Origin of the sequence: Pseudochrobactrum lubricantis (assembly GCF_041929865.1) — a bacterium.
Lineage (GTDB): Bacteria > Pseudomonadota > Alphaproteobacteria > Rhizobiales > Rhizobiaceae > Pseudochrobactrum > Pseudochrobactrum saccharolyticum.
This window is the reverse complement of sequence record NZ_JBHEEE010000003.1, coordinates 247,070-265,970: the sequence shown is the minus strand read 5'-3', so window position 1 is coordinate 265,970 and position 18,901 is coordinate 247,070. Positions and strand designations below refer to the sequence as shown.

Below are 18,901 nucleotides of genomic sequence, written 5' to 3'. Positions count from 1 at the left end.
TCCGCCTGCCTTCAAAGGTGAGAAGGCGTTAGAAGGAAAGAGCCTGATCCATCAGGGTCTGATTGATTTTAACCGGATATTCGCTCTGCAGACGGCCGACGAGCTGTTCCAGCAGGTCGTCGCCAATGCGTGAGGAAATCGCATCGCGTGTGCCCTGAGGCAGGCTTTCCGCGCTGACACCGGCAGGCTCAGTTGTCTCAATCACTTTGAACAGGATCTGGGTTTCTTTATTAATGCCGCTTGCAACGCCTGTGAGATTGTCCGCGCCGCCGAAGATCTGCGCAACCGCAGCCTCGGCCAGTTCAGAATCTGTAGCAGTACGGGTCAGGCCGCGTTTGGTCTGTTTTTCAACGCCGGCTTCCTGAGCAAGAACATCCAGAGTTTCACCGGCTTCAAGACGCTTACGCAGCTCTTCAGCTTTGGCTGTCAGGCGCTTTGCTGCTTCATCCTGTTTCCACTCGGCTGCAACCTGATCTTTGACTTCATCAAATGTTTTGTCGCGGGCAGGTGTCACGCCATCCAGCTGATACCAGATATAGCCACGGGTCGGGGTTGGCAGTGCATCATTATCAATGCCCTGATCCGACTGGTAAACAGAAGTCAGGAAGGAAGGCAGCTGCGGCAGATCGGCAACCGGCTTACCGTCCGGAGCATTGCCGTTCACATCAACAGCTTCAACAGTTTTAACTTTGAGCTTCAGCTTTTCAGCAGCCTGCGCCAATGTTGCGCCATTACCGCGTTCTTCTTCAAACGAGTCATGAACCGCATTCAATGAGGTCAGCGCCTGTGTCAGAGCCAGAGTTTTGCGGATTTCCGGTGCAACTTCTGCTTCTGTTTTCACAGCTGCAGGCTCAATTGCGCTGACATGCAGCAGTACAGGGCCGAATGCGCCTTTTACAACATCGCTTGTGCCATTGGCAGGCAGAGCGAAAGCCGCATCAGCAATCACTGCATCCGGCAAATCGCCTTTTACAAATGTTCCGAGTTTAACATCTTCTGGCTTTTTGCCGCTCTGGGTAACGAGATCAGCAAAGCTGGTGCCGGACTTGATTTTATCCGAAGCCGCTTTTGCTTCCTCTTCATTGGCGAAATTCAGCTGTTCAAGAGTACGCTTTTCTTCAGTCGAGAAACGGGCAATGTTCTTTTTGTAATATTCCTGAATCTCTTCCGGCATAACATCGGCTTCGTTGACAATGTCCTGCGCTTCAAGCGGCACATAGCTGACTTTGCGATATTCCGGTGCGCGGTAATTGCCGAGATGCCCATCATACCATTTTTTCAGTTCAGCATCATCAGGTGTCGCGATTGTGTCGGCTTTTTCCTGAGTTAGGGTAATGTAATCAACCGTGCGGCTTTCACCGTCATAAAGCGCCAGCGCCTTGAACAATGTGTCCGGTGCGCTCATGCCGTCTGACACAGCTTCAACGATCTGCTGACGCAGCGCATATTTGGTGCGGCTGTTGAAATAGTCCTGTGCGCTCATACCGGCCTGACGCAGCACTGCGTTAAACTGGTTATTGGAGAAGCGGCCGCTGGAATCCAGAAATGCCTGATCTTCACCGGTGAGGCGGGCGAGGTGATCTTTCGACATGCCCAGTCCCATCTGACGCGCCTGTTCATCAAGCAGAACGCCTGCAACCAGCTGGCCGGTTACCTGTGACGGTATACCGAGCGCTTTAGCCTGATCGCGGGTCAGCTGCTGACGCAGCTGGTTGGAAACAGCAATCACCTGACGGTCATAGGCCAGACGATATTCAGTCGGCGATACGGATGAGCCTCCGGCTTCCAGAACAGCATTGCCGCTGAAACCTTCACGGAACACATCTGCGATACCCCATGCGGCAAAAGAGAGGACGAGAAGACCGAGAAAGAATTTCGAGACCCATGATTTGGATGCAGTGCGCAAGCTGTCAAGCATAGAAGTACCTTTGTGGAGTAAACTCACTTTGTTAAATAAGGGGATAGCCGCCGATGATAATGCAGTCAAACGGAAACCTGCCTTCAGGGCACTAAGAACGAAAAGAATTGTGGCATTATTGCCGTTAAAGCCATGTTGAGCGATGCGTTTGGGGATTTGCTTTCAGGTCTGAATTTGCTAGAGCGGTTTCAGTTTTGGGCACGAACCGGCTCTGCCGCACCGGTCTAAACCGGCGAGGCCGTGTCAGAAGCCGCTATGCAATGCGGCTGAAATCATTGGTGAGGAGGGTGTAATGACCCCGGAAATACGTCCGCTTGTTGCGGGTAACTGGAAGATGAACGGCACCGGCGAACAGCTGGGTGAACTGCGCGCAATCGCTGCCAATCTCAGCACGGATATCGGCCGCAAGTTCGATGTGGTGATCTGCGTACCTTCCACTCTTATTTCGCGTGCTGCGGCTACACCGGAAACCGATGCTATCGGCGTTGGCGGTCAGGATTGCCATGCAGCAGAATCAGGCGCGCATACCGGTGATATTTCTGCACTGATGCTGAAAGAAGCAGGCGCAAGCCATGTGATCCTCGGTCATTCCGAGCGCCGCACAGATCATCATGAGACCAGTGAAGCCGTTTGCGCCAAAGTACAGGCCGCTTGGAAAGCCGGCCTGACTACGATCGTCTGCGTTGGCGAAACCGCTGAACAGAAGCAGGCCGATCAGACACTCGAAATCGTTGGTCAGCAGATTGCAGATTCGCTGCCTGAAGGTGTGACACCGGAAAATACCGTTGTTGCCTATGAGCCTGTCTGGGCAATCGGCACCGGTCTGACACCAACCGTTTCGGATGTGCGCACTGTACATGCTTTCATCCGCTCGAAGCTGATTGAGCGTTTCGGTACCAAAGGCGCGCATCTGCGTCTGCTCTATGGTGGTTCGGTCAAGCCGAATAATGCTGTTGAATTGCTCGGTGTTGCTGATGTGGATGGCGCGCTTGTCGGCGGTGCCAGCCTGAAAGCCACAGATTTCCTCGCAATTTGCGACGCCTATCGCGTGCTCTGAATTTGAATAAATATCAATCCCTTGCAAGCATTCGGTTGCAGGGGGTTGGATTGTCGGATAAATCCGTGTAGAAAGCCGTTTCTACTCCTATAAGAAAGCAGTCCGGAAACCCATGCAAACCGTTCTTATTGTTATACATCTCCTGATCGTTCTCGCACTTGTCGGCGTTGTGTTGATTCAGCGCTCCGAAGGTGGTGGTCTTGGTATCGGTGGTGGTTCAGGTTTCATGACTGCGCGCGGTGCAGCCAATGCTCTGACCCGCACAACTGCAATTCTGGGTGCAGGTTTCTTTGCAACTTCGCTGCTTCTGGGCATTATCGCTATGAACGGCGAACGTCCGACAGATATTCTCAATCGTATCCCTGCCGGCAGCTCACAGACTGCACCTGCAGGCGGCAACGGTATTCTGGATCAGCTTGGCGGTGGTACAACAACACCGGAAAGCACACCGGCACAGCCTGCCGCACCTGCAAGCCCGGTTCCGAGCTCCCAGTAAGAGCCGGATTTATGCCGGATTTACGAATGATAAAAAGCCTCCTTCGCGGAGGCTTTTTTATTTTAAAGGTTTTGCAATAAAAGTGTTGCAGGCTTGCCATAGACGACGGGATTAGCTTGTGGGTAACATATTGCCCGTTGAGAGATCAGTGAGTTTGGCCTATCAGCAAGCAACCTGTTTACACCTCATCTTCGGCTCATCGTGCTGATGAGACATAAAAGAGTGTTTTGAGAAAGCCCCATGATTTCATCCCGTGTTCTCATCGCCGGTTTTGCCGGTTTGTGCTTAAGTTTCTCCGCTCTCACCGGTCAGGCTGCCGCCCAGACGGCTGCTGCGGCCGCATCAACGGATACGACGGCTAAAGCCGCCAAGCCGGAGAAGAAGAAAGCCACAACCCAGAAGGCTGCCAAAGGCAAATATAATATTGATCCGAGATATCAGGCACAGACAGTTGCCTTCTCGGGTTATCCGGTAGGGACAATCGTTGTCGATCCGGCAAAATATTTCCTTTATCTGGTAGAAACACCAACCACAGCCCGCCGTTACGGTATTGCTGTCGGTAAAGTCGGTCTGGAATTCAAAGGCAGCGGCACGATCAACGCGAAGCGGGAATGGCCGCGCTGGATTCCGACCGCAGACATGGTCAAGCGCAGCCCTGAACATTACGGCCGTTTCAAAAACGGTATGGACGGTGGTCTGGGTAACCCGCTGGGTTCACGCGCGCTCTACCTGTTTCAGGGCAATAAAGACACCTATATCCGTATTCACGGCACGGTACAGCCTTGGACAATCGGCAGCTCGGCTTCAAATGGCTGCTTCCGTATGACCAATGAAGATGTCATGGAACTCTATGAGCGTGTAAATCTTGGAGCGACTGTCGTCGTTCTCTGATTATGCCGACATAAAACAAAAGCCGGCTCAGGCCGGCTTTTTGCGTTTTTGTGAAGTAAATTTAGTTTTACAAAAAGTTTTTCAGGACAAGCGAATAAGCAGTGGCAATTTGTTTGTCGAAGCACTATCTGTTTGCTCAGAGCTGCGGAGCAGATTTCCGTAGCGCGTTTTCAACGCAGGTTTTGTAATTTCCGCACTGTCAGGAAAATTCCTTACGGTGGTGTTGTTGCGTGAAATTGGGTTTTACCAAAAAATCCCTCATGGATTTGACGGTTAAATGTTAAGAATAATGAAAAATCCGTTACGAAAGTCATTTTTTAGTGGCGGAATCAATCAGGAGAGTCTAACGACATAAGCCCATGGCGCGATATGTATTCATCACAGGCGGCGTGGTCTCTTCCCTTGGAAAAGGCATAGCTGCAGCAGCACTGGCGGCTCTTCTTCAGGCACGTGGTTACCGCGTGCGGATCAGAAAGCTCGACCCTTATCTCAACATTGATCCGGGCACGATGTCTCCTTACCAGCATGGTGAGGTATTTGTGACCGATGACGGTGCGGAAACCGATCTTGACCTCGGTCATTATGAGCGTTTCACCGGTCGTTCTGCGACAAAGCAGGACAATATCACTACCGGCCGCATCTACCAGAACATCATCGAGAAAGAACGCCGCGGCGATTATCTCGGTGCGACGGTTCAGGTCATTCCGCATGTAACGGATGAGATCAAAAACTTCATTACGGAAGGTAATGAAGATTATGATTTCGTGCTTTGCGAAATCGGCGGCACAGTCGGCGATATCGAAGCAATGCCGTTTCTGGAAGCCATCCGTCAGCTCGGCAACGAATTGCCGCGCAACACAGCCGTTTATATTCACCTGACATTGATGCCGTATATTCCGGCAGCGGGTGAGCTGAAAACCAAGCCGACACAGCATTCGGTGAAAGAACTGCGTTCTATCGGTATTGCACCGGATGTTCTGCTGATCCGTGCGGATCGTGAAATTCCGGAATCCGAGCGCAAGAAGCTTTCGCTGTTCTGTAATGTCCGCCCGAGCGCGGTTATTCAGGCGCTGGATGTTAAGTCGATTTATGATGTGCCGATGGCTTATCATAATGAGGGACTGGATTCAGAAGTTCTGGCTGCTTTCGGCATTGAACCGGCACCAAAGCCGCAGATGGAACGCTGGGAAGAAATTGCCAACCGTATCCATAATCCGGAAGGTGAGGTTACTATTGCAGTTGTCGGTAAATATACCGGCCTGAAAGAAGCCTATAAATCGCTGATCGAAGCTCTGACCCATGGCGGCATTGCCAACCGTGTGAAAGTCAATCTCGACTGGATCGAAGCGGAAGTGTTCGAGAGCGAAGACGCTGCACCTTATCTCGAAAAAGTTCACGGCATTCTGGTGCCGGGCGGCTTTGGCGAGCGTGGTGCCGAGGGCAAAATTCTCGCGGCAAAATTTGCCCGTGAGCATAAAGTTCCTTACTTCGGTATCTGCTTCGGTATGCAGATGGCATGTATTGAAGCCGCGCGTAATCTTGCCGGTATCAAAGATGCTTCTTCTACAGAATTCGGTCCTGCGAAGGAACCGGTTGTCGGTCTGATGACGGAATGGCTCAAAGGCAATATGCTGGAGAAGCGTTCTGCGTCCGGTGATCTCGGCGGTACGATGCGTCTGGGTTCTTATGAATCCATGCTGAAAAGCGGCACCCGTATTGCTGATATTTATGGCTCGACAGATATTCATGAGCGTCATCGTCACCGCTATGAAGTCAATATTGACTACATGGAAAAGCTTGAAAAAGCCGGTCTGACCTTCTCCGGCCTGTCACCTGACGGTGTTCTGCCGGAAACCATCGAATATGCTGATCATCCGTGGTTCATTGGTGTGCAGTATCATCCGGAGCTGAAATCGCGTCCGTTTGAGCCGCATCCGCTGTTTGCTTCCTTTATCGAGGCAGCGGTCACTCAGAGCCGTCTGGTTTAAGATCTGAAGCGGGCACTTTAACAGTGCCCGTTTTGCTTTTATCAAAAGGACTGGATATTGCGGTTTGCAATGTCCATATGCTGAAAATGAAACCGCGCTGCGGTTTTCTGCGCAAATTTACCTGCGCCATTATTTATTGGGAAAAGTCAGGTACTTTTCAATTTTGAGGAACAGATATGACTGCCAATCCTGTTGTTGAGGTTAAGGCGCCGTCAGGCAATGTAGTGTTTTCCAACAAGGGCGCATTGTCGATCATTGCCGGCCCGTGCCAGATGGAAAGCCGTGAACACGCCTATGATATGGCTGGTGCCTTGAAAGAAATGACAGATAAGCTCGGCATTGGTCTGGTTTATAAATCGAGCTTCGACAAAGCCAATCGTACTTCGCTGAAAGGTCAGCGCGGTATCGGCCTCGAAAAGGCTCTGGAAGTTTTTGCTGATCTTAAAAAAGACTTCGGCTTTCCGGTACTGACGGACGTGCATACTGAAGAACAATGCGCTGTTGTCGGTGAAGTTGTTGATGTGTTGCAGATTCCGGCATTCCTCTGCCGTCAGACTGATCTGCTGATTGCTGCGGCTAATACCGGCCGTGTGGTCAATATCAAGAAAGGTCAGTTTCTGGCACCTTGGGACATGAAAAATGTCATGGCCAAAGTCGTGGAGAGCGGCAATCCGAATGTGATGCTGACCGAGCGTGGTGCATCTTTCGGCTATAATACACTCGTGTCGGATATGCGTTCCTTGCCGATTATGGCGGGTCTTGGCGCACCGGTAATTTTTGACGCGACTCATTCGGTTCAGCAACCGGGCGGTCAGGGTGGCAGCACCGGCGGTCAGCGTGAATTTGTTGAAACACTCGCCCGTGCATCGGTCGCGGTCGGCGTTGCCGGTGTTTTCATTGAGACGCATCAGGATCCGGACAATGCGCCTTCCGACGGCCCGAATATGGTGCCTTTGAAAGATATGCCGCGTCTGCTCGAAACGCTGATGGCTTTCGACAAACTGGCAAAATCCCTTTGATCTTGCCGGTTGCCAATTAGCAAAAACTCTCTGAGATAATTACCCAATAAAAAGCCCCGCATTATGCGGGGCTTTTTTGTGTCTCAGAACTTCTTGCTAAGGCTGACTTTGAAATTACGGCCAGGCATGGCGGTAATGCCGTCGCTCAGATAAGGTTCGTATTTCTTGTCAAAAATATTGTCGAGACCGATATCCAGCTTGGTATCTTTCATCATACCGCTTTGCGGTGCCCATGTCAGAAACAGATCATGGATACCATAGCCTGCGCTTTCAGGGCGGGCATATTCGCCGCCATTCTGATTATGCGGTGTCTTGGACTGTCTGGCGACAAAAGTCCCTGTCCAGCCCAGCGTCAGATCATAATCAGGTACTTTCCAGACCAGCGTTGTCACCAGTGTCGCCGGTGCCAGATCTTTGAGATAGGTGTTATAGCCATAGATATTATTCAGCGCACCATGACGGCTGCCATGCATTGTAGAGAAGGCCGCATCGGCAAACATATAAGTTGTGTCGTAATGGGCTGAAATCTCGATACCGGCAGAGTAGTAGGACGGCATGTTCCAGTAAGTGTCACCATCTCCGCGTTTTTCAGGCATGTTTTTAGTACCAAAGCGCCGGTTAATCGGATTGGTAACATGGTTATAATAAGCTGTTGCCCGCACTTTCAGCTGATCATCACTGGTGAAAAGCTGGTTGTGAATGGTTTCAACGCCAATCTGGAAGTTGTTGTTGCGTTCCACTTCAAGGTCACGGCTGGTGCGTGGCAGGCTGCTGCTGGCACTTTGTGTGGAGTAGAGCTCATCAATATTCGGCATACGCATTGCATAGGCCCAATCAGCAAACAGACGGAGATTTGAGGTTGCGTCATAGGTCATGCTCAGACCCGGTGTCAGGCCGTCATGGCTGACTGCGCTGTAATCATGACCGGCAGCAGGATTATTATAGGTCTTTGCTGCGTTAGGCTTGCCTGTTGATCGCACATAATCATAACGCAGACCCGGAATAATGGTCAGCTGATCGGTCAGGGCAATCTTATCAATCACAAAAGCGCTGAAAGTTTCCTGCTTGCCTTCAGGCATATTATACGGAGCAAAATAGCCGTAATTGTAATTGGCATTATTTTTGTAAGTATCGGCATACATGACAATATCACGGTTGTGACGCTGTAGCTGAATGCCGTAATTCAGGCTGTGATTAAAACCGCCAAGCGTGAAATTGGATGTGTTTTCCGCTTCGATCCGCAGGTCGGAATATTTGGATTCGTTCCACTTGCCGCCAAGCGATGCAGACGTGCTCACACCATCAGGGCGCTCGGCATAAAGCGATGTAAAGGCATAACTCACCATCAGGCGCGTATTGACCAGATCGCTGTCACCGGAAAATTTATGCTCAACGGATGAGCTGAAATCTTTCAGATCGCGCCAGGCGAGGCGGCGGCGGATCGCTTCATAATAACCGTATTTTTTGACATCACTGCCAATCGGTTCAACCTGTCCGCGAATAGCTGCGGGCGGACCCCAGTTCTCGCTCATGCCGTAGCTTGCAGTCGCTTTCAGCTCATGGCCGTCAGCGCTGGCACTGCCTTTGGCAGAGAAGGATGTGAGCTTGCTGTCGGAGAAATTATAACGCTCACCTCCGCCGATACGCATGTCCTCAGTCTTGCGCCATGTGGCGGCTGCAAGACCGTCAAAATTGATGCCGCTATAATTTGTGCGGCCATAAATAGCGCCGCTCTGTACCCAGCCTTTATTGGCTGTCTGATAGCCGGTCTTGGACCAGAGACCCCAGTTCTCACCTTCGCGCAACATATCGGCTGCGTCTTTGGTTTCCATCTTGATAGTGCCGCCGAAACCGCCATTCCCATATTTGATGGAAGTCGCGCCTTTTTCGATCTCAACGCTTTTAAGCAATTCCGGCTCGATAAAGACGGTTCCCTGATCGTAGCGCTCGAAATTCTTCTGCGCGCCGTCCATGACAATACGCACATCGGTCTGACGGGCGAAACCGCGAATGGCAATGCTCTGACCCTGAATACGCACACCGCCGAGCATGGTCACTCCCGGTGTCTGTTTTACCAGTTCCGGCAGGCTGGCAGCCTGAACACGGTCAATCGTCTCGCGGTCGATGGTGACAATATTCGGGGCATCTGTGCCGTAGCTGCCGGAGCCGACTGTGCCGGTGCCGACAGTAATTGTGTTCAGCTGTAATGTGCCGCATGCATTATCCGCCTGCTGTTTTTCCGTTTGTTTTTTGGGCTGTGCCGTTTGGGCGAGAGCCGCAGGCGTAAGGTTCAGAAATGCAGCAGTGCTTAAAACCGTTGTTGTAAGAAAGAAAAGTGAAAATTTATGCAGGCATGAAAAATTGCGTGCACCGGTGGCAGAACCACCAGCAGCATAAGCAGACATCAGCGCAACTCCTTGGGAGGATGGTTGTTTAAGCTTTGTTAATAGATATGCGCTGCCATAGGAGGATTTATCGTATTTTGCAAATATGTAATTTAATAATTGAGTAAATTAATCATATTTAATCAAAGATCGGATTGATACTGTGTCTGTGTGGTTACAGCCGTGCTCTGGTACTGCGCGGTGTGGCCAGCAACAGATTGGTTTCGCTATTGGTAATGCCCGGAACCAGACGGACACGACGCAGCACACTGTCGAGGTCGCTCAACGTATCGGCATTGATTTCGGCAATCAGATCCCAGCGGCCATTGGTGGTGTGAATTTCTGAAATCTCGGAGAAGCCGCCCAGCGCTTTCACCACGCGTTCTGTCACATGGCCTTCAATTTCGATCATCATAATGCCGCGAACAGCCTGCTCAACAGTGTCCGCACGCAGAATAACTGTATAGCCGAGAATATGGCCGTCTTTTTCCAGACGCTCCAGACGGGCACGGGCAGTGGCACGTGAGACACCAGCATCAAGGGCGAGATCAGAGATGCTGCGGCGTGCATTATGACGGAGCAGGGTGATGAGTTTCTGGTCGAGTTCGTCCACTGTGTTACCATTTTGTTCATTTAACTGCGCAATCTGATAAAGCATCTGTGGAGATTTGCCAATCTTCTCTGTCCACTCTGCCAATGTTTCGTGGTTTTATACCGGAAAATCACCGCTCTGATTGCGCTTTGCAGTCATGGCGGCAGACAATTTACAGTCGTGAGGAACATATATGCATTGTAAGCTGATTGGTGCACCTGTGCAGGACGGAACCGGACGTATGGGCTGCGAAATGGGGCCGAGCGCGTTTCGCGCCGCCGGACTGACACAGGCTCTGGAAGAGCTGGGTCATGATGTTACCGATCTGGGCAATGTGGAACCGTCTGCAAAACGCAATCTGACCCATTCCAATCCGGTTCTGAAAAATCTGCCGGAAATCGTGGCATGGATTGAGGCGCTGGATAAAGCTGCCTATGACGCCAGTGCTGATGGTTTCCCGATTTTCCTCGGCGGCGATCACGCTTTGGCTGCCGGAACGGTTTGCGGTCTGAGCCGTCGCGCCAAAGAGCAGGGACGTCCGCTTTTTGTGCTGTGGCTTGATGCCCACACGGATTTCCACACGCTGGAAACCACCACAAGCGGCAATCTGCATGGCACGCCTGTGGCCTATTATACCGGCCAGAAGGGTTTTGAAGGCACTTTCCCTGAAGTGCTGGCTCCGGTTGATCCGGCCAATGTCTGCATGATTGGTATCCGCTCGGTTGATCCGGCAGAACGTACAGCGATCCGCAAGACTGAAGTGACTGTCAATGACATGCGTATGATTGACGAGCACGGCGTTGTTGCACTGCTCAACCGCTTCCTGAAGCGCGTTGAGGAAGCCAATGGCCTGCTGCATGTCAGCCTTGATGTGGATTTCCTTGATCCGAATATCGCACCGGCCGTTGGCACCACAGTTCCGGGCGGCGCGACATTCCGTGAAGCCCATCTGATTATGGAAATGCTTCATGACAGCGAGCTGGTGACAAGTTTTGAGGCGGTCGAACTCAATCCGTTCCTTGATGAACGTGGTCGTACAGCCTTCCTGATGGTCGATCTGATCGCCAGCCTTATGGGGCGCAGCGTGATGGATCGTCCGACCCGCAGCTTTGCATAAAGCTGACAAGATTTACAACCAAAGCGCTTCAATTGTTCCTGATGGGCATGAAGCGCTTTTCTTAGTTTAACAGGTTCCGGCAAGACCGGAGGGAGAAAACCTGATGCGTGACAGAACAACTTTGAACCTCGTACCATTTGTCAGTGTTGACCACATGATGAAGCTGGTTCTGAAAGTCGGTATTGAAGAATTCCTGAAAGAACTCTCTGCCTATGTGGAAGAAGATTTTCTGCGTTGGGAAAAATTCGACAAGACCCCGCGTGTTGCTTCCCACTCCCATGACGGCGTGATTGAGCTGATGCCGACCAGTGACGGTGCGCTTTACGGCTTTAAATATGTCAACGGCCACCCGAAGAACATGAAAGACGGTCTGCAGACCGTTGCTGCATTCGGCATGCTGTCCGATGTGGATACCGGCTATCCGATGCTGTTGACCGAAATGACCATTCTGACAGCGCTGCGCACTGCTGCGACTTCAGCCGTTGTTGCCAAATATCTGGCACCGGAAAATGCGCAGACCATGGCGATCATCGGCAATGGTGCACAGTCCGAGTTTCAGGCGCTGGCATTCAAGGCGCTGCTCGGCATTAAGTCCCTGCGTCTCTATGATATTGATCCGTCTGCCACTGAAAAGTGCAAGCAGAATCTTGCAGGATTCGGTTTTGAAATCGTCACCTGCACCAGTGCGGAAGATGCAGCGCAGGGCGCTCAGATCATCACCACTGTGACCGCAGACAAGCAGAATGCCACGATCCTGACCGACAATATGATTGGTAGCGGCATTCACATCAACGGCGTTGGCGGTGACTGCCCGGGCAAGACAGAAATGCACAAAGACATTCTGCTGCGCTCCGATATCTTCGTTGAATATCCGCCGCAGACCCGTATTGAGGGCGAAATCCAGCAGCTCGATGCCGATCATCCGGTTATCGAAATGTGGCAGGTGATGAACGGTACTGTTCCGGGTCGCCGTGACCAGAACCAGATCACCCTGTTTGACTCGGTTGGTTTTGCGACCGAAGATTTCTCGGCACTGCGCTATATTCATGACAAGCTGAAATCCACAGGTCTCTATGAAAATCTCGATCTGCTGGCAGATCCGGATGAGCCGCGCGACCTGTTCGGCATGTTGCTGCGCTGCGAAAAGAAGCTTGCAGGCGAAGCAGCTTAATTCGTAAAATATCTGAGAGACGGGCAGGAGCAATCCTGCCCGTTTTTGTTTGTGCAATCGCTGAATGCTGGACATCGCTAAAACAACGGAGTAATTGCCGCTCATGGCTCTGCATCTTGTAAAACTCTGTGTGGGATGTGATTCCCTTGAAGATCTGGCAGCGTGGATTGATTTCCGCCTTGAGGAATGCCGTGCAAACGGCGTGGTGCCGGAGCAGTTTCATACAACACGAATGGTACCGAAACGACAGGCAGAGCTGCTTGACGGTGGTTCACTCTATTGGGTGATCAAGGGCAATATTCAGGCGCGTCAGCGTTTGCTGGAAGTGCGCACATTTACCGGTGAAGACGGTATCGGCCGTTGTCATCTGGTGCTGGAACCGAAAGTGATCCCGACTGTCTGGCAGCCACGCAGAGCGTTTCAGGGCTGGCGTTATATTGCGGATGAAGAAGTGCCGCAGGATGACAGAGCCGGAACGGGCGGCGGTATGCAGGCTTTGCCTGTGGAGCTGCGCCGCGAACTGGCGGCGCTGGGTCTTATTTAATCAATAAACAATATCAGCGCAGTTTAAGGCGGATTGCTGTGCGTCCGTTTACATTGCCTGTCGCAATGCGCAGGGATGCTTCCGGCAGGCTGATACGACGGCTGCGCTGTGCATTGCAGACCAGAAGCCCTACAAATTCACGCGTATTCAGGGATGCGCCGTCAGCGCGCAGATCGGCAAGACGGGCAGCAGCACTACGCAGGGCGTGGACGCTGAGCAAAGTGGTTTTGCCTGGCTTTTGTGAGTCGGATTCCACCGGATCAACATTGGTGAAACCAAACAGATTGAGCATATTCGACATTGTAAACCCTTTACACAATACTCATTGGGTTTGCAGATGGCCTGCCTGAACTATACCGGCGAAACACAAAGCCGGATAATATCGGATATTAAGGTCTTAGAGCGCCATGCGCCCCATTGGGTGCATAAAGGTCGCTCTAACACTTTGAAATTAGAGCATAGTTTTAACTTAAACTGATTCAAATTTAAGAAATTATGCTCTAAACGGTGCGAACCGCGCGCATTAGCGCGCAATTGCATAGCAGCTGAAGTTCTTTTTCTTCAGGGCAGCACAGGCATCCCATGCGGCAGTTTTGGTGTCAAAACCAACAAAACGTGCACGGTAGAATGTGTTGTTACCCTTGTTGAAAGTCTCAGTCATCGGGGAGGTTGCACGCAGGGTGCTGCCTGCCTGCTGGGCGGCTTTATTCAGCATTTCCTGTGCCTGATTTTCGCTCGGCAGGGAGCCGATCTGAATAGCCCATGCACCGGAAACATCAGCTGCGGCGGCCATGGCAACGGCAGTCTGTTGCGGCTGCTGCTGGCGGGTATTTTCCTGCGGTACAGCAATCGGTTCATTGCGCACAGCAGCAACAGGCTTTGGTGCCAGACCCATACGGGAAGCAGCTGTATTGGCGGAAGCTGTGGTAACCGGATCAACATTCGGGATCGATGCTTTAGGCGTTGGAATAGCCACAAGCTGGGAAGATACCGGAGCGGAAGGACGCGGTGTCGGTGCTGCCAGAGCCAGCATTTCAGGCTGCTGGGCAGGAACCGGCTTCTGACGGGCGATTACTGCGCTGATTGCATCCTGTGCGCTGCCTGCGGAGCCGGAAGCATCAGCAACCAGAACCGGCTGGTCGGCACGTTCAGCCGGCAGCGGAACCGCACGCGGCAGAGGAGATGGTTCAGCCGCAACTGCAGGGCCTGCAGGTGCATCATTGCGGGCAATCAGCAGGGCATCACTGCCACGACGCGATGGTGTTGCTTTTGGCAGATGCGCCTGAATAAGGCGGGTCATTGCTGCGTCACGCGATGCACCACTGCTGCCGCCCATTACAACGGCGACGATGCGACGGCCGTCACGGTTGACGGAAGTGACAAGATTATAGCCGGATGCGTTTACATAGCCGGTTTTAATGCCGTCAACGCCTTCAACGCGGCCGAGCAGACGGTTGTGACCATTGATCGTGCGGCCACGGAACTGGAAGCTGGAGCGGCCGAAATAGCCGTAATATTGCGGGTAATGCTGACGCAGCGCGATACCGAGAATCGCCATATCGCGGGCAGTGGTCTGCTGGTTCGGGTTTGGCAGACCGGAAGCATTACGGAATGTGGTGGAGCGCATGCCGAGACGACGTGCCTTGGCTGTCATCATCTGTGCAAAACGTGGCTCGGAACCGCCGAGATATTCACCAAGAGCAGCTGCAGCATCATTGGCTGAGCGGGTAATCAGCGCCATAATCGCATCTTCAACGCTGATTGTCTGGCCTGCCGGCACACCGATTTTTGTCGGCGGACGGGTTGCTGCATATTTGGAGAACGGAATTTTGGTGTTTTTGTTGATGCGTCCGGCCTGCATCGCCTCGAAGACCATATAAAGGGTCATCATTTTGGTGAGGGAAGCGGGAAAACGCTTGGCATCTGCGCTTTCTGCAAACAGGGTTTTGCCGGTATTGGCATCAATCACAATCGCGGCATGACGCGGGTTCTTTGCTGCCTGAGCGGAACCTGTCGTGATGGTAAGAGTGAGGGCGCCGGCCATTGTTACTGCTAACAATGAGCGGGCCGCAATCTTGATGCCGGATGCGGCGTGACGGAACGCATGATACACGGTGACTTACCTACCTGGACTGCCAATTTTCAGGTGTGGCGCAAAGGACACGCCACGAACATTTCCGTGATCATATTGCCAACAGCCTTACCAATCCGTTTATAGACGGGCAAATCATGATCTTTTTTTGATTTTTATGATGCTTTTTTAGCTGGCGGGCATGTCAGAACGGCCATCCGGTCTGTCTGCAACGTGTTAAGTACCTGCTAATAAATAAAAAATTTATGAGGTGTTTCTTTTCAAGCCAGCTTCAAGAAAATGTGAGTCTTATGAAAATTTTGCTCTGCAAAAGCGTATTTTCCTGTTTGTAACGCATCTTCTGTCCTGAAACTGTTAACAATCAGAGCTAAGGGACTAAGGCATTACGGGCTGCAATTTACCGGCCCTGATGAGAGTGATTTGGTTGAATCACTTGCCAGTCTTCAGGCCGATATTGAGACTGGTATTTAAAATGCAGAAACGGGGACAATTTTGCGTGCTTAATTAATTTACCCCTGTGCGGTTTGCGGAAATCTTTTCTTAAATGATGTGTTTCATGCTGGTTTTTTCCTGCAGGCGCGATACTCTGGACGTGAATGAGGACGTGTCGGGCTTTGTGTTCTGCGGGGCTTAACATTGCCGCGTTTCAACCTACATAATAGGTCTACGATGTGTGGTTTCCCGCCATACAGCGTGACTTCAGAAAATACAGATACGATCAGGACGGATACGATCAGGAATGTGTGCAGCAGACCATTTTTTACAGGTTACTCCTTTTATGCAGGCCAAGTCTCCTGCGATGGGGAGTGACGATGGTGACCCGAAGGACCCGGGTAATGGTACAGCTGTTATTACGCGGACGAAAACCCGCTTAAAACGGCCAAGCCTGTACAGGGTGCTGCTGCTGAATGATGACTATACGCCGATGGACTTCGTTATTCATGTGCTGGAGCGTTTTTTCCAGAAAAACCGTGAAGATGCGACACGCATCATGTTGCATGTCCATAATCACGGGGTCGGTGAATGCGGTATCTATACTTATGAAGTTGCCGAAACCAAAGTGACGCAGGTGATGGATTTCGCCCGTCAACATCAGCATCCGCTGCAATGCGTGATGGAGAAAAAGTGAGGTACAATGCCAACATTCTCCCAAAGCCTTGAAAAAGCACTTCATCAGGCGCTGACCATCGCCAATGAACGTCATCACGAATATGCCACGCTCGAGCATCTTCTGCTTGCTCTGATTGATGACAGAGATGCCGGCGCGGTTATGCGTGCCTGCAATGTCGATATTGCGCAGCTTAAAAAGACTGTCACCGACTATATCGACCGCGAGCTGGATAATCTGGTGACCGGTTATGATGAGGATTCCAAGCCGACAGCCGCTTTCCAGCGGGTGATTCAGCGTTCGGTAATCCATGTGCAGTCGTCAAACCGCGATGAAGTGACCGGCGCCAATGTGCTTGTCGCAATCTTTGCCGAGCGGGAAAGCCATGCGGCTTATTTCCTGCAGGAACAGCAAATGACCCGCTATGATGCGGTCAATTATATTTCTCATGGTATTTCCAAGCGTTCGGGTGTCAGTGATGATCTGACCGAAGGCAAGGCGCATAGTGCTGAAGATTCAGCGCAGCCTGAGAATGAAGAACAGAGCAAAAAGAAAATTGATGCGCTGACCGCCTATTGCGTCAATCTCAATGAAAAAGCCAAGGCCGGTAAAATCGACCGTCTGGTTGGACGCGAAAGCGAAATCAACCGTACTATTCAGGTTCTGTGCCGCCGCTCCAAGAATAACCCGCTTTATGTGGGTGATCCGGGCGTGGGTAAAACCGCGATTGCCGAAGGTCTGGCCAAGCGCATTGTTGACGGCGATGTGCCGGAAGTTCTGCTCAATGATACGATCTTCTCGCTCGATATGGGCAGTCTTCTGGCCGGTACCCGTTATCGCGGTGACTTTGAAGAGCGTCTGAAGCAGGTCGTTAAGGAGCTGGAAGATTATCCGGGTGCCGTGCTGTTTATCGATGAAATCCACACCGTTATCGGTGCGGGTGCCACATCCGGCGGCTCAATGGATGCGTCCAATCTGCTGAAGCCTGCTTTGTCTTCCGGTCAGATTCGCTGCATCGGCTCAACGACTTACAAGGAATTCCGCCAGTTCTTTGAAAAGGACAGGGCACTTGTGCGTCGTTTCCAGAAAATTGATGTGGCCGAGCCCACTATTCCGGATGCCATTGAAATCATGCGCGGTCTGAAGCCTTATTTTGAAGACTTCCATAAAGTGAAGTTCTCCAATGATGCGATCACTGCCGCAGTAGAACTGTCTGCCCGTTATATCACTGACCGTAAATTGCCGGATAAGGCGATTGACGTGATTGATGAAAGCGGTGCCAGCCAGATGCTGCTGCCGGAAGCCAAACGCAAAAAGGTTATCGGCATCAAAGAGATTGAAGCGACCGTGGCGACCATGGCGCGTATCCCGCCGAAGACTGTCTCCAAGGATGACGAGCAGGTGCTTGCCAGTCTGGAGAAAGATCTCAAGCGCGTGGTCTATGGTCAGGAACTGGCGATTGAATCGCTCAGCTCTGCGATCAAACTGGCGCGTGCGGGCCTGCGTGAGCCGGATAAGCCGATTGGTTCCTATCTGTTCTCCGGTCCGACCGGTGTGGGTAAGACGGAAGTTGCCAAACAGCTTGCCAGCACATTGGGCGTGCAGCTGCTGCGTTTCGACATGTCCGAATATATGGAGCGTCATACCGTATCGCGCCTGATCGGTGCACCTCCGGGTTATGTCGGCTTTGAGCAGGGTGGTCTGCTGACTGATGGCGTGGACCAGCATCCGCATTGCGTGTTGCTGCTCGACGAAATCGAAAAGGCCCATCCGGATCTGTTCAACATTTTGTTGCAGGTTATGGATCATGGCCGCCTGACAGATCACAATGGTAAGCAGATTGATTTCCGCAATGTCATTCTGATTATGACCACCAATGCCGGTGCGGCAGATATGGCGAAAGCAGCAATCGGCTTTGGCTCCACCCGTCGCGAAGGCGACGATATGGAGGCGATCAACCGTCTGTTCACGCCGGAATTCCGTAACCGCTTAGATGCGATTATTCCGTTTGGCCCGCTGCCTGTTCCTGTTATCCATAAAGTGGTGCAGAAATTCATCATGCAGCTGGAAGCCCAGCTGGCTGATCGCGGCGTGACCTTTGAACTGGATAAGAAAGCTATCAACTGGCTGGCTGACAAGGGCTATGATGAACGCATGGGTGCACGCCCTCTGGGTCGTGTTATTCAGGAATATATCAAGAAGCCTCTGGCCGACGAGTTGCTGTTTGGCAAGCTCAAAAATGGCGGCACGGTCAAAGTCACAACCGGCGAAAAACCGGATGGCAAGACTGGTCTGGTGATGTATGTGGTGAAGGCCAAGCCGGTCAAGCCGCAGAAAGAACAGCCTGATGAGGAGGTTGCGGAAGCTGCAGCCAAGCCGGAAAAGAAACCGGCCAAAGTTGCAGCAGATAGCAGCTCTGCTCCGGAGACGACGGAACCGAAGCGTAAATCGGCTTCTGTGCCGAAGGTTCCAAGAACGAAGGAATAAAATAAAAAGCGCCCGTTTCAAACGGGCGCTTTTTTAT

The 18,901-nt window shown here is 51.8% G+C and carries 15 protein-coding genes; 10 read left to right on the top strand and 5 right to left on the bottom strand.

What is annotated here, in order from left to right:
• Positions 1 to 28: 28 nt before the first annotated feature.
• Complete coding sequence (locus JNC80_RS08360) at positions 29 to 1,918, bottom strand: SurA N-terminal domain-containing protein (protein WP_376710035.1); 1,890 nt, start codon at positions 1,916 to 1,918, stop codon at positions 29 to 31.
• Positions 1,919 to 2,210: 292 nt separating this feature from the next.
• On the opposite strand from JNC80_RS08360, the gene tpiA reads away from it, so the two are divergent.
• The 5 genes from tpiA to kdsA all read left to right on the top strand — a co-directional run bounded on the left by tpiA (position 2,211) and on the right by kdsA (position 7,369).
• On the top strand, positions 2,211 to 2,975 hold the full coding sequence (gene tpiA, locus JNC80_RS08355; RefSeq protein ID WP_376710034.1) for a triose-phosphate isomerase: 765 nt from the start codon (positions 2,211 to 2,213) through the stop codon (positions 2,973 to 2,975).
• Between the two features lie 112 nt (positions 2,976 to 3,087).
• Complete coding sequence (secG, locus tag JNC80_RS08350) at positions 3,088 to 3,471, top strand: preprotein translocase subunit SecG (RefSeq protein WP_022712421.1); 384 nt, start codon at positions 3,088 to 3,090, stop codon at positions 3,469 to 3,471.
• A 240-nt stretch (positions 3,472 to 3,711) separates the two neighbouring features.
• Positions 3,712 to 4,362, top strand: coding sequence for a L,D-transpeptidase (locus tag JNC80_RS08345; protein ID WP_122093222.1), 651 nt, complete (start codon positions 3,712 to 3,714; stop codon positions 4,360 to 4,362).
• Positions 4,363 to 4,721: 359 nt separating this feature from the next.
• Positions 4,722 to 6,350 carry a CTP synthase gene (gene pyrG / locus JNC80_RS08340; protein WP_022712419.1) on the top strand — a complete coding sequence of 543 codons (1,629 nt, stop codon included), beginning with the start codon at positions 4,722 to 4,724 and terminating at the stop codon, positions 6,348 to 6,350.
• A gap of 176 nt (positions 6,351 to 6,526) precedes the next feature.
• Positions 6,527 to 7,369, top strand: coding sequence for a 3-deoxy-8-phosphooctulonate synthase (kdsA, locus tag JNC80_RS08335; RefSeq protein WP_213597632.1), 843 nt, complete (start codon positions 6,527 to 6,529; stop codon positions 7,367 to 7,369).
• A gap of 83 nt (positions 7,370 to 7,452) precedes the next feature.
• On the opposite strand, the gene JNC80_RS08330 is transcribed toward kdsA, so the two are convergent.
• On the bottom strand, positions 7,453 to 9,774 hold the full coding sequence (locus JNC80_RS08330) for a TonB-dependent hemoglobin/transferrin/lactoferrin family receptor (RefSeq protein WP_376710033.1): 2,322 nt from the start codon (positions 9,772 to 9,774) through the stop codon (positions 7,453 to 7,455).
• 154 nt (positions 9,775 to 9,928) lie between these two features.
• Positions 9,929 to 10,366 carry an Lrp/AsnC family transcriptional regulator gene (locus JNC80_RS08325; RefSeq protein ID WP_028233989.1) on the bottom strand — a complete coding sequence of 146 codons (438 nt, stop codon included), beginning with the start codon at positions 10,364 to 10,366 and terminating at the stop codon, positions 9,929 to 9,931.
• A gap of 172 nt (positions 10,367 to 10,538) precedes the next feature.
• Here JNC80_RS08325 and rocF point away from each other — a divergent pair, with 172 nt between their 5' ends.
• The 3 genes from rocF to JNC80_RS08310 all read left to right on the top strand — a co-directional run bounded on the left by rocF (position 10,539) and on the right by JNC80_RS08310 (position 13,177).
• Positions 10,539 to 11,462, top strand: a complete 924-nt coding sequence (gene rocF, locus JNC80_RS08320) for an arginase (RefSeq protein ID WP_376710032.1) — start codon at positions 10,539 to 10,541, stop codon at positions 11,460 to 11,462.
• A gap of 103 nt (positions 11,463 to 11,565) precedes the next feature.
• Complete coding sequence (gene ocd, locus JNC80_RS08315) at positions 11,566 to 12,633, top strand: ornithine cyclodeaminase (protein WP_022712413.1); 1,068 nt, start codon at positions 11,566 to 11,568, stop codon at positions 12,631 to 12,633.
• Between the two features lie 103 nt (positions 12,634 to 12,736).
• Entirely contained in the window at positions 12,737 to 13,177 is a 441-nt protein-coding gene (locus tag JNC80_RS08310; RefSeq protein ID WP_376710031.1) for a DUF1489 family protein, read from the top strand.
• Positions 13,178 to 13,190: 13 nt separating this feature from the next.
• On the opposite strand, the gene JNC80_RS08305 is transcribed toward JNC80_RS08310, so the two are convergent.
• Together JNC80_RS08305 and JNC80_RS08300 are read right to left on the bottom strand one after the other, a co-directional pair.
• Positions 13,191 to 13,478, bottom strand: coding sequence for a hypothetical protein (locus tag JNC80_RS08305; protein ID WP_022712411.1), 288 nt, complete (start codon positions 13,476 to 13,478; stop codon positions 13,191 to 13,193).
• A gap of 222 nt (positions 13,479 to 13,700) precedes the next feature.
• Positions 13,701 to 15,290 carry a D-alanyl-D-alanine carboxypeptidase gene (locus JNC80_RS08300; protein WP_376710030.1) on the bottom strand — a complete coding sequence of 530 codons (1,590 nt, stop codon included), beginning with the start codon at positions 15,288 to 15,290 and terminating at the stop codon, positions 13,701 to 13,703.
• 757 nt (positions 15,291 to 16,047) lie between these two features.
• Between JNC80_RS08300 and clpS the strand changes: the two genes are divergently transcribed.
• Both clpS and clpA read left to right on the top strand, forming a co-directional pair.
• The gene (gene clpS / locus JNC80_RS08295; RefSeq protein WP_376710029.1) at positions 16,048 to 16,398 is read left to right on the top strand and encodes an ATP-dependent Clp protease adapter ClpS; all 351 of its coding nucleotides are present in this window, start codon (positions 16,048 to 16,050) and stop codon (positions 16,396 to 16,398) included.
• A 6-nt stretch (positions 16,399 to 16,404) separates the two neighbouring features.
• Entirely contained in the window at positions 16,405 to 18,864 is a 2,460-nt protein-coding gene (clpA, locus tag JNC80_RS08290; protein WP_376710028.1) for an ATP-dependent Clp protease ATP-binding subunit ClpA, read from the top strand.
• The last annotated feature ends 37 nt before the right edge of the window (positions 18,865 to 18,901 follow it).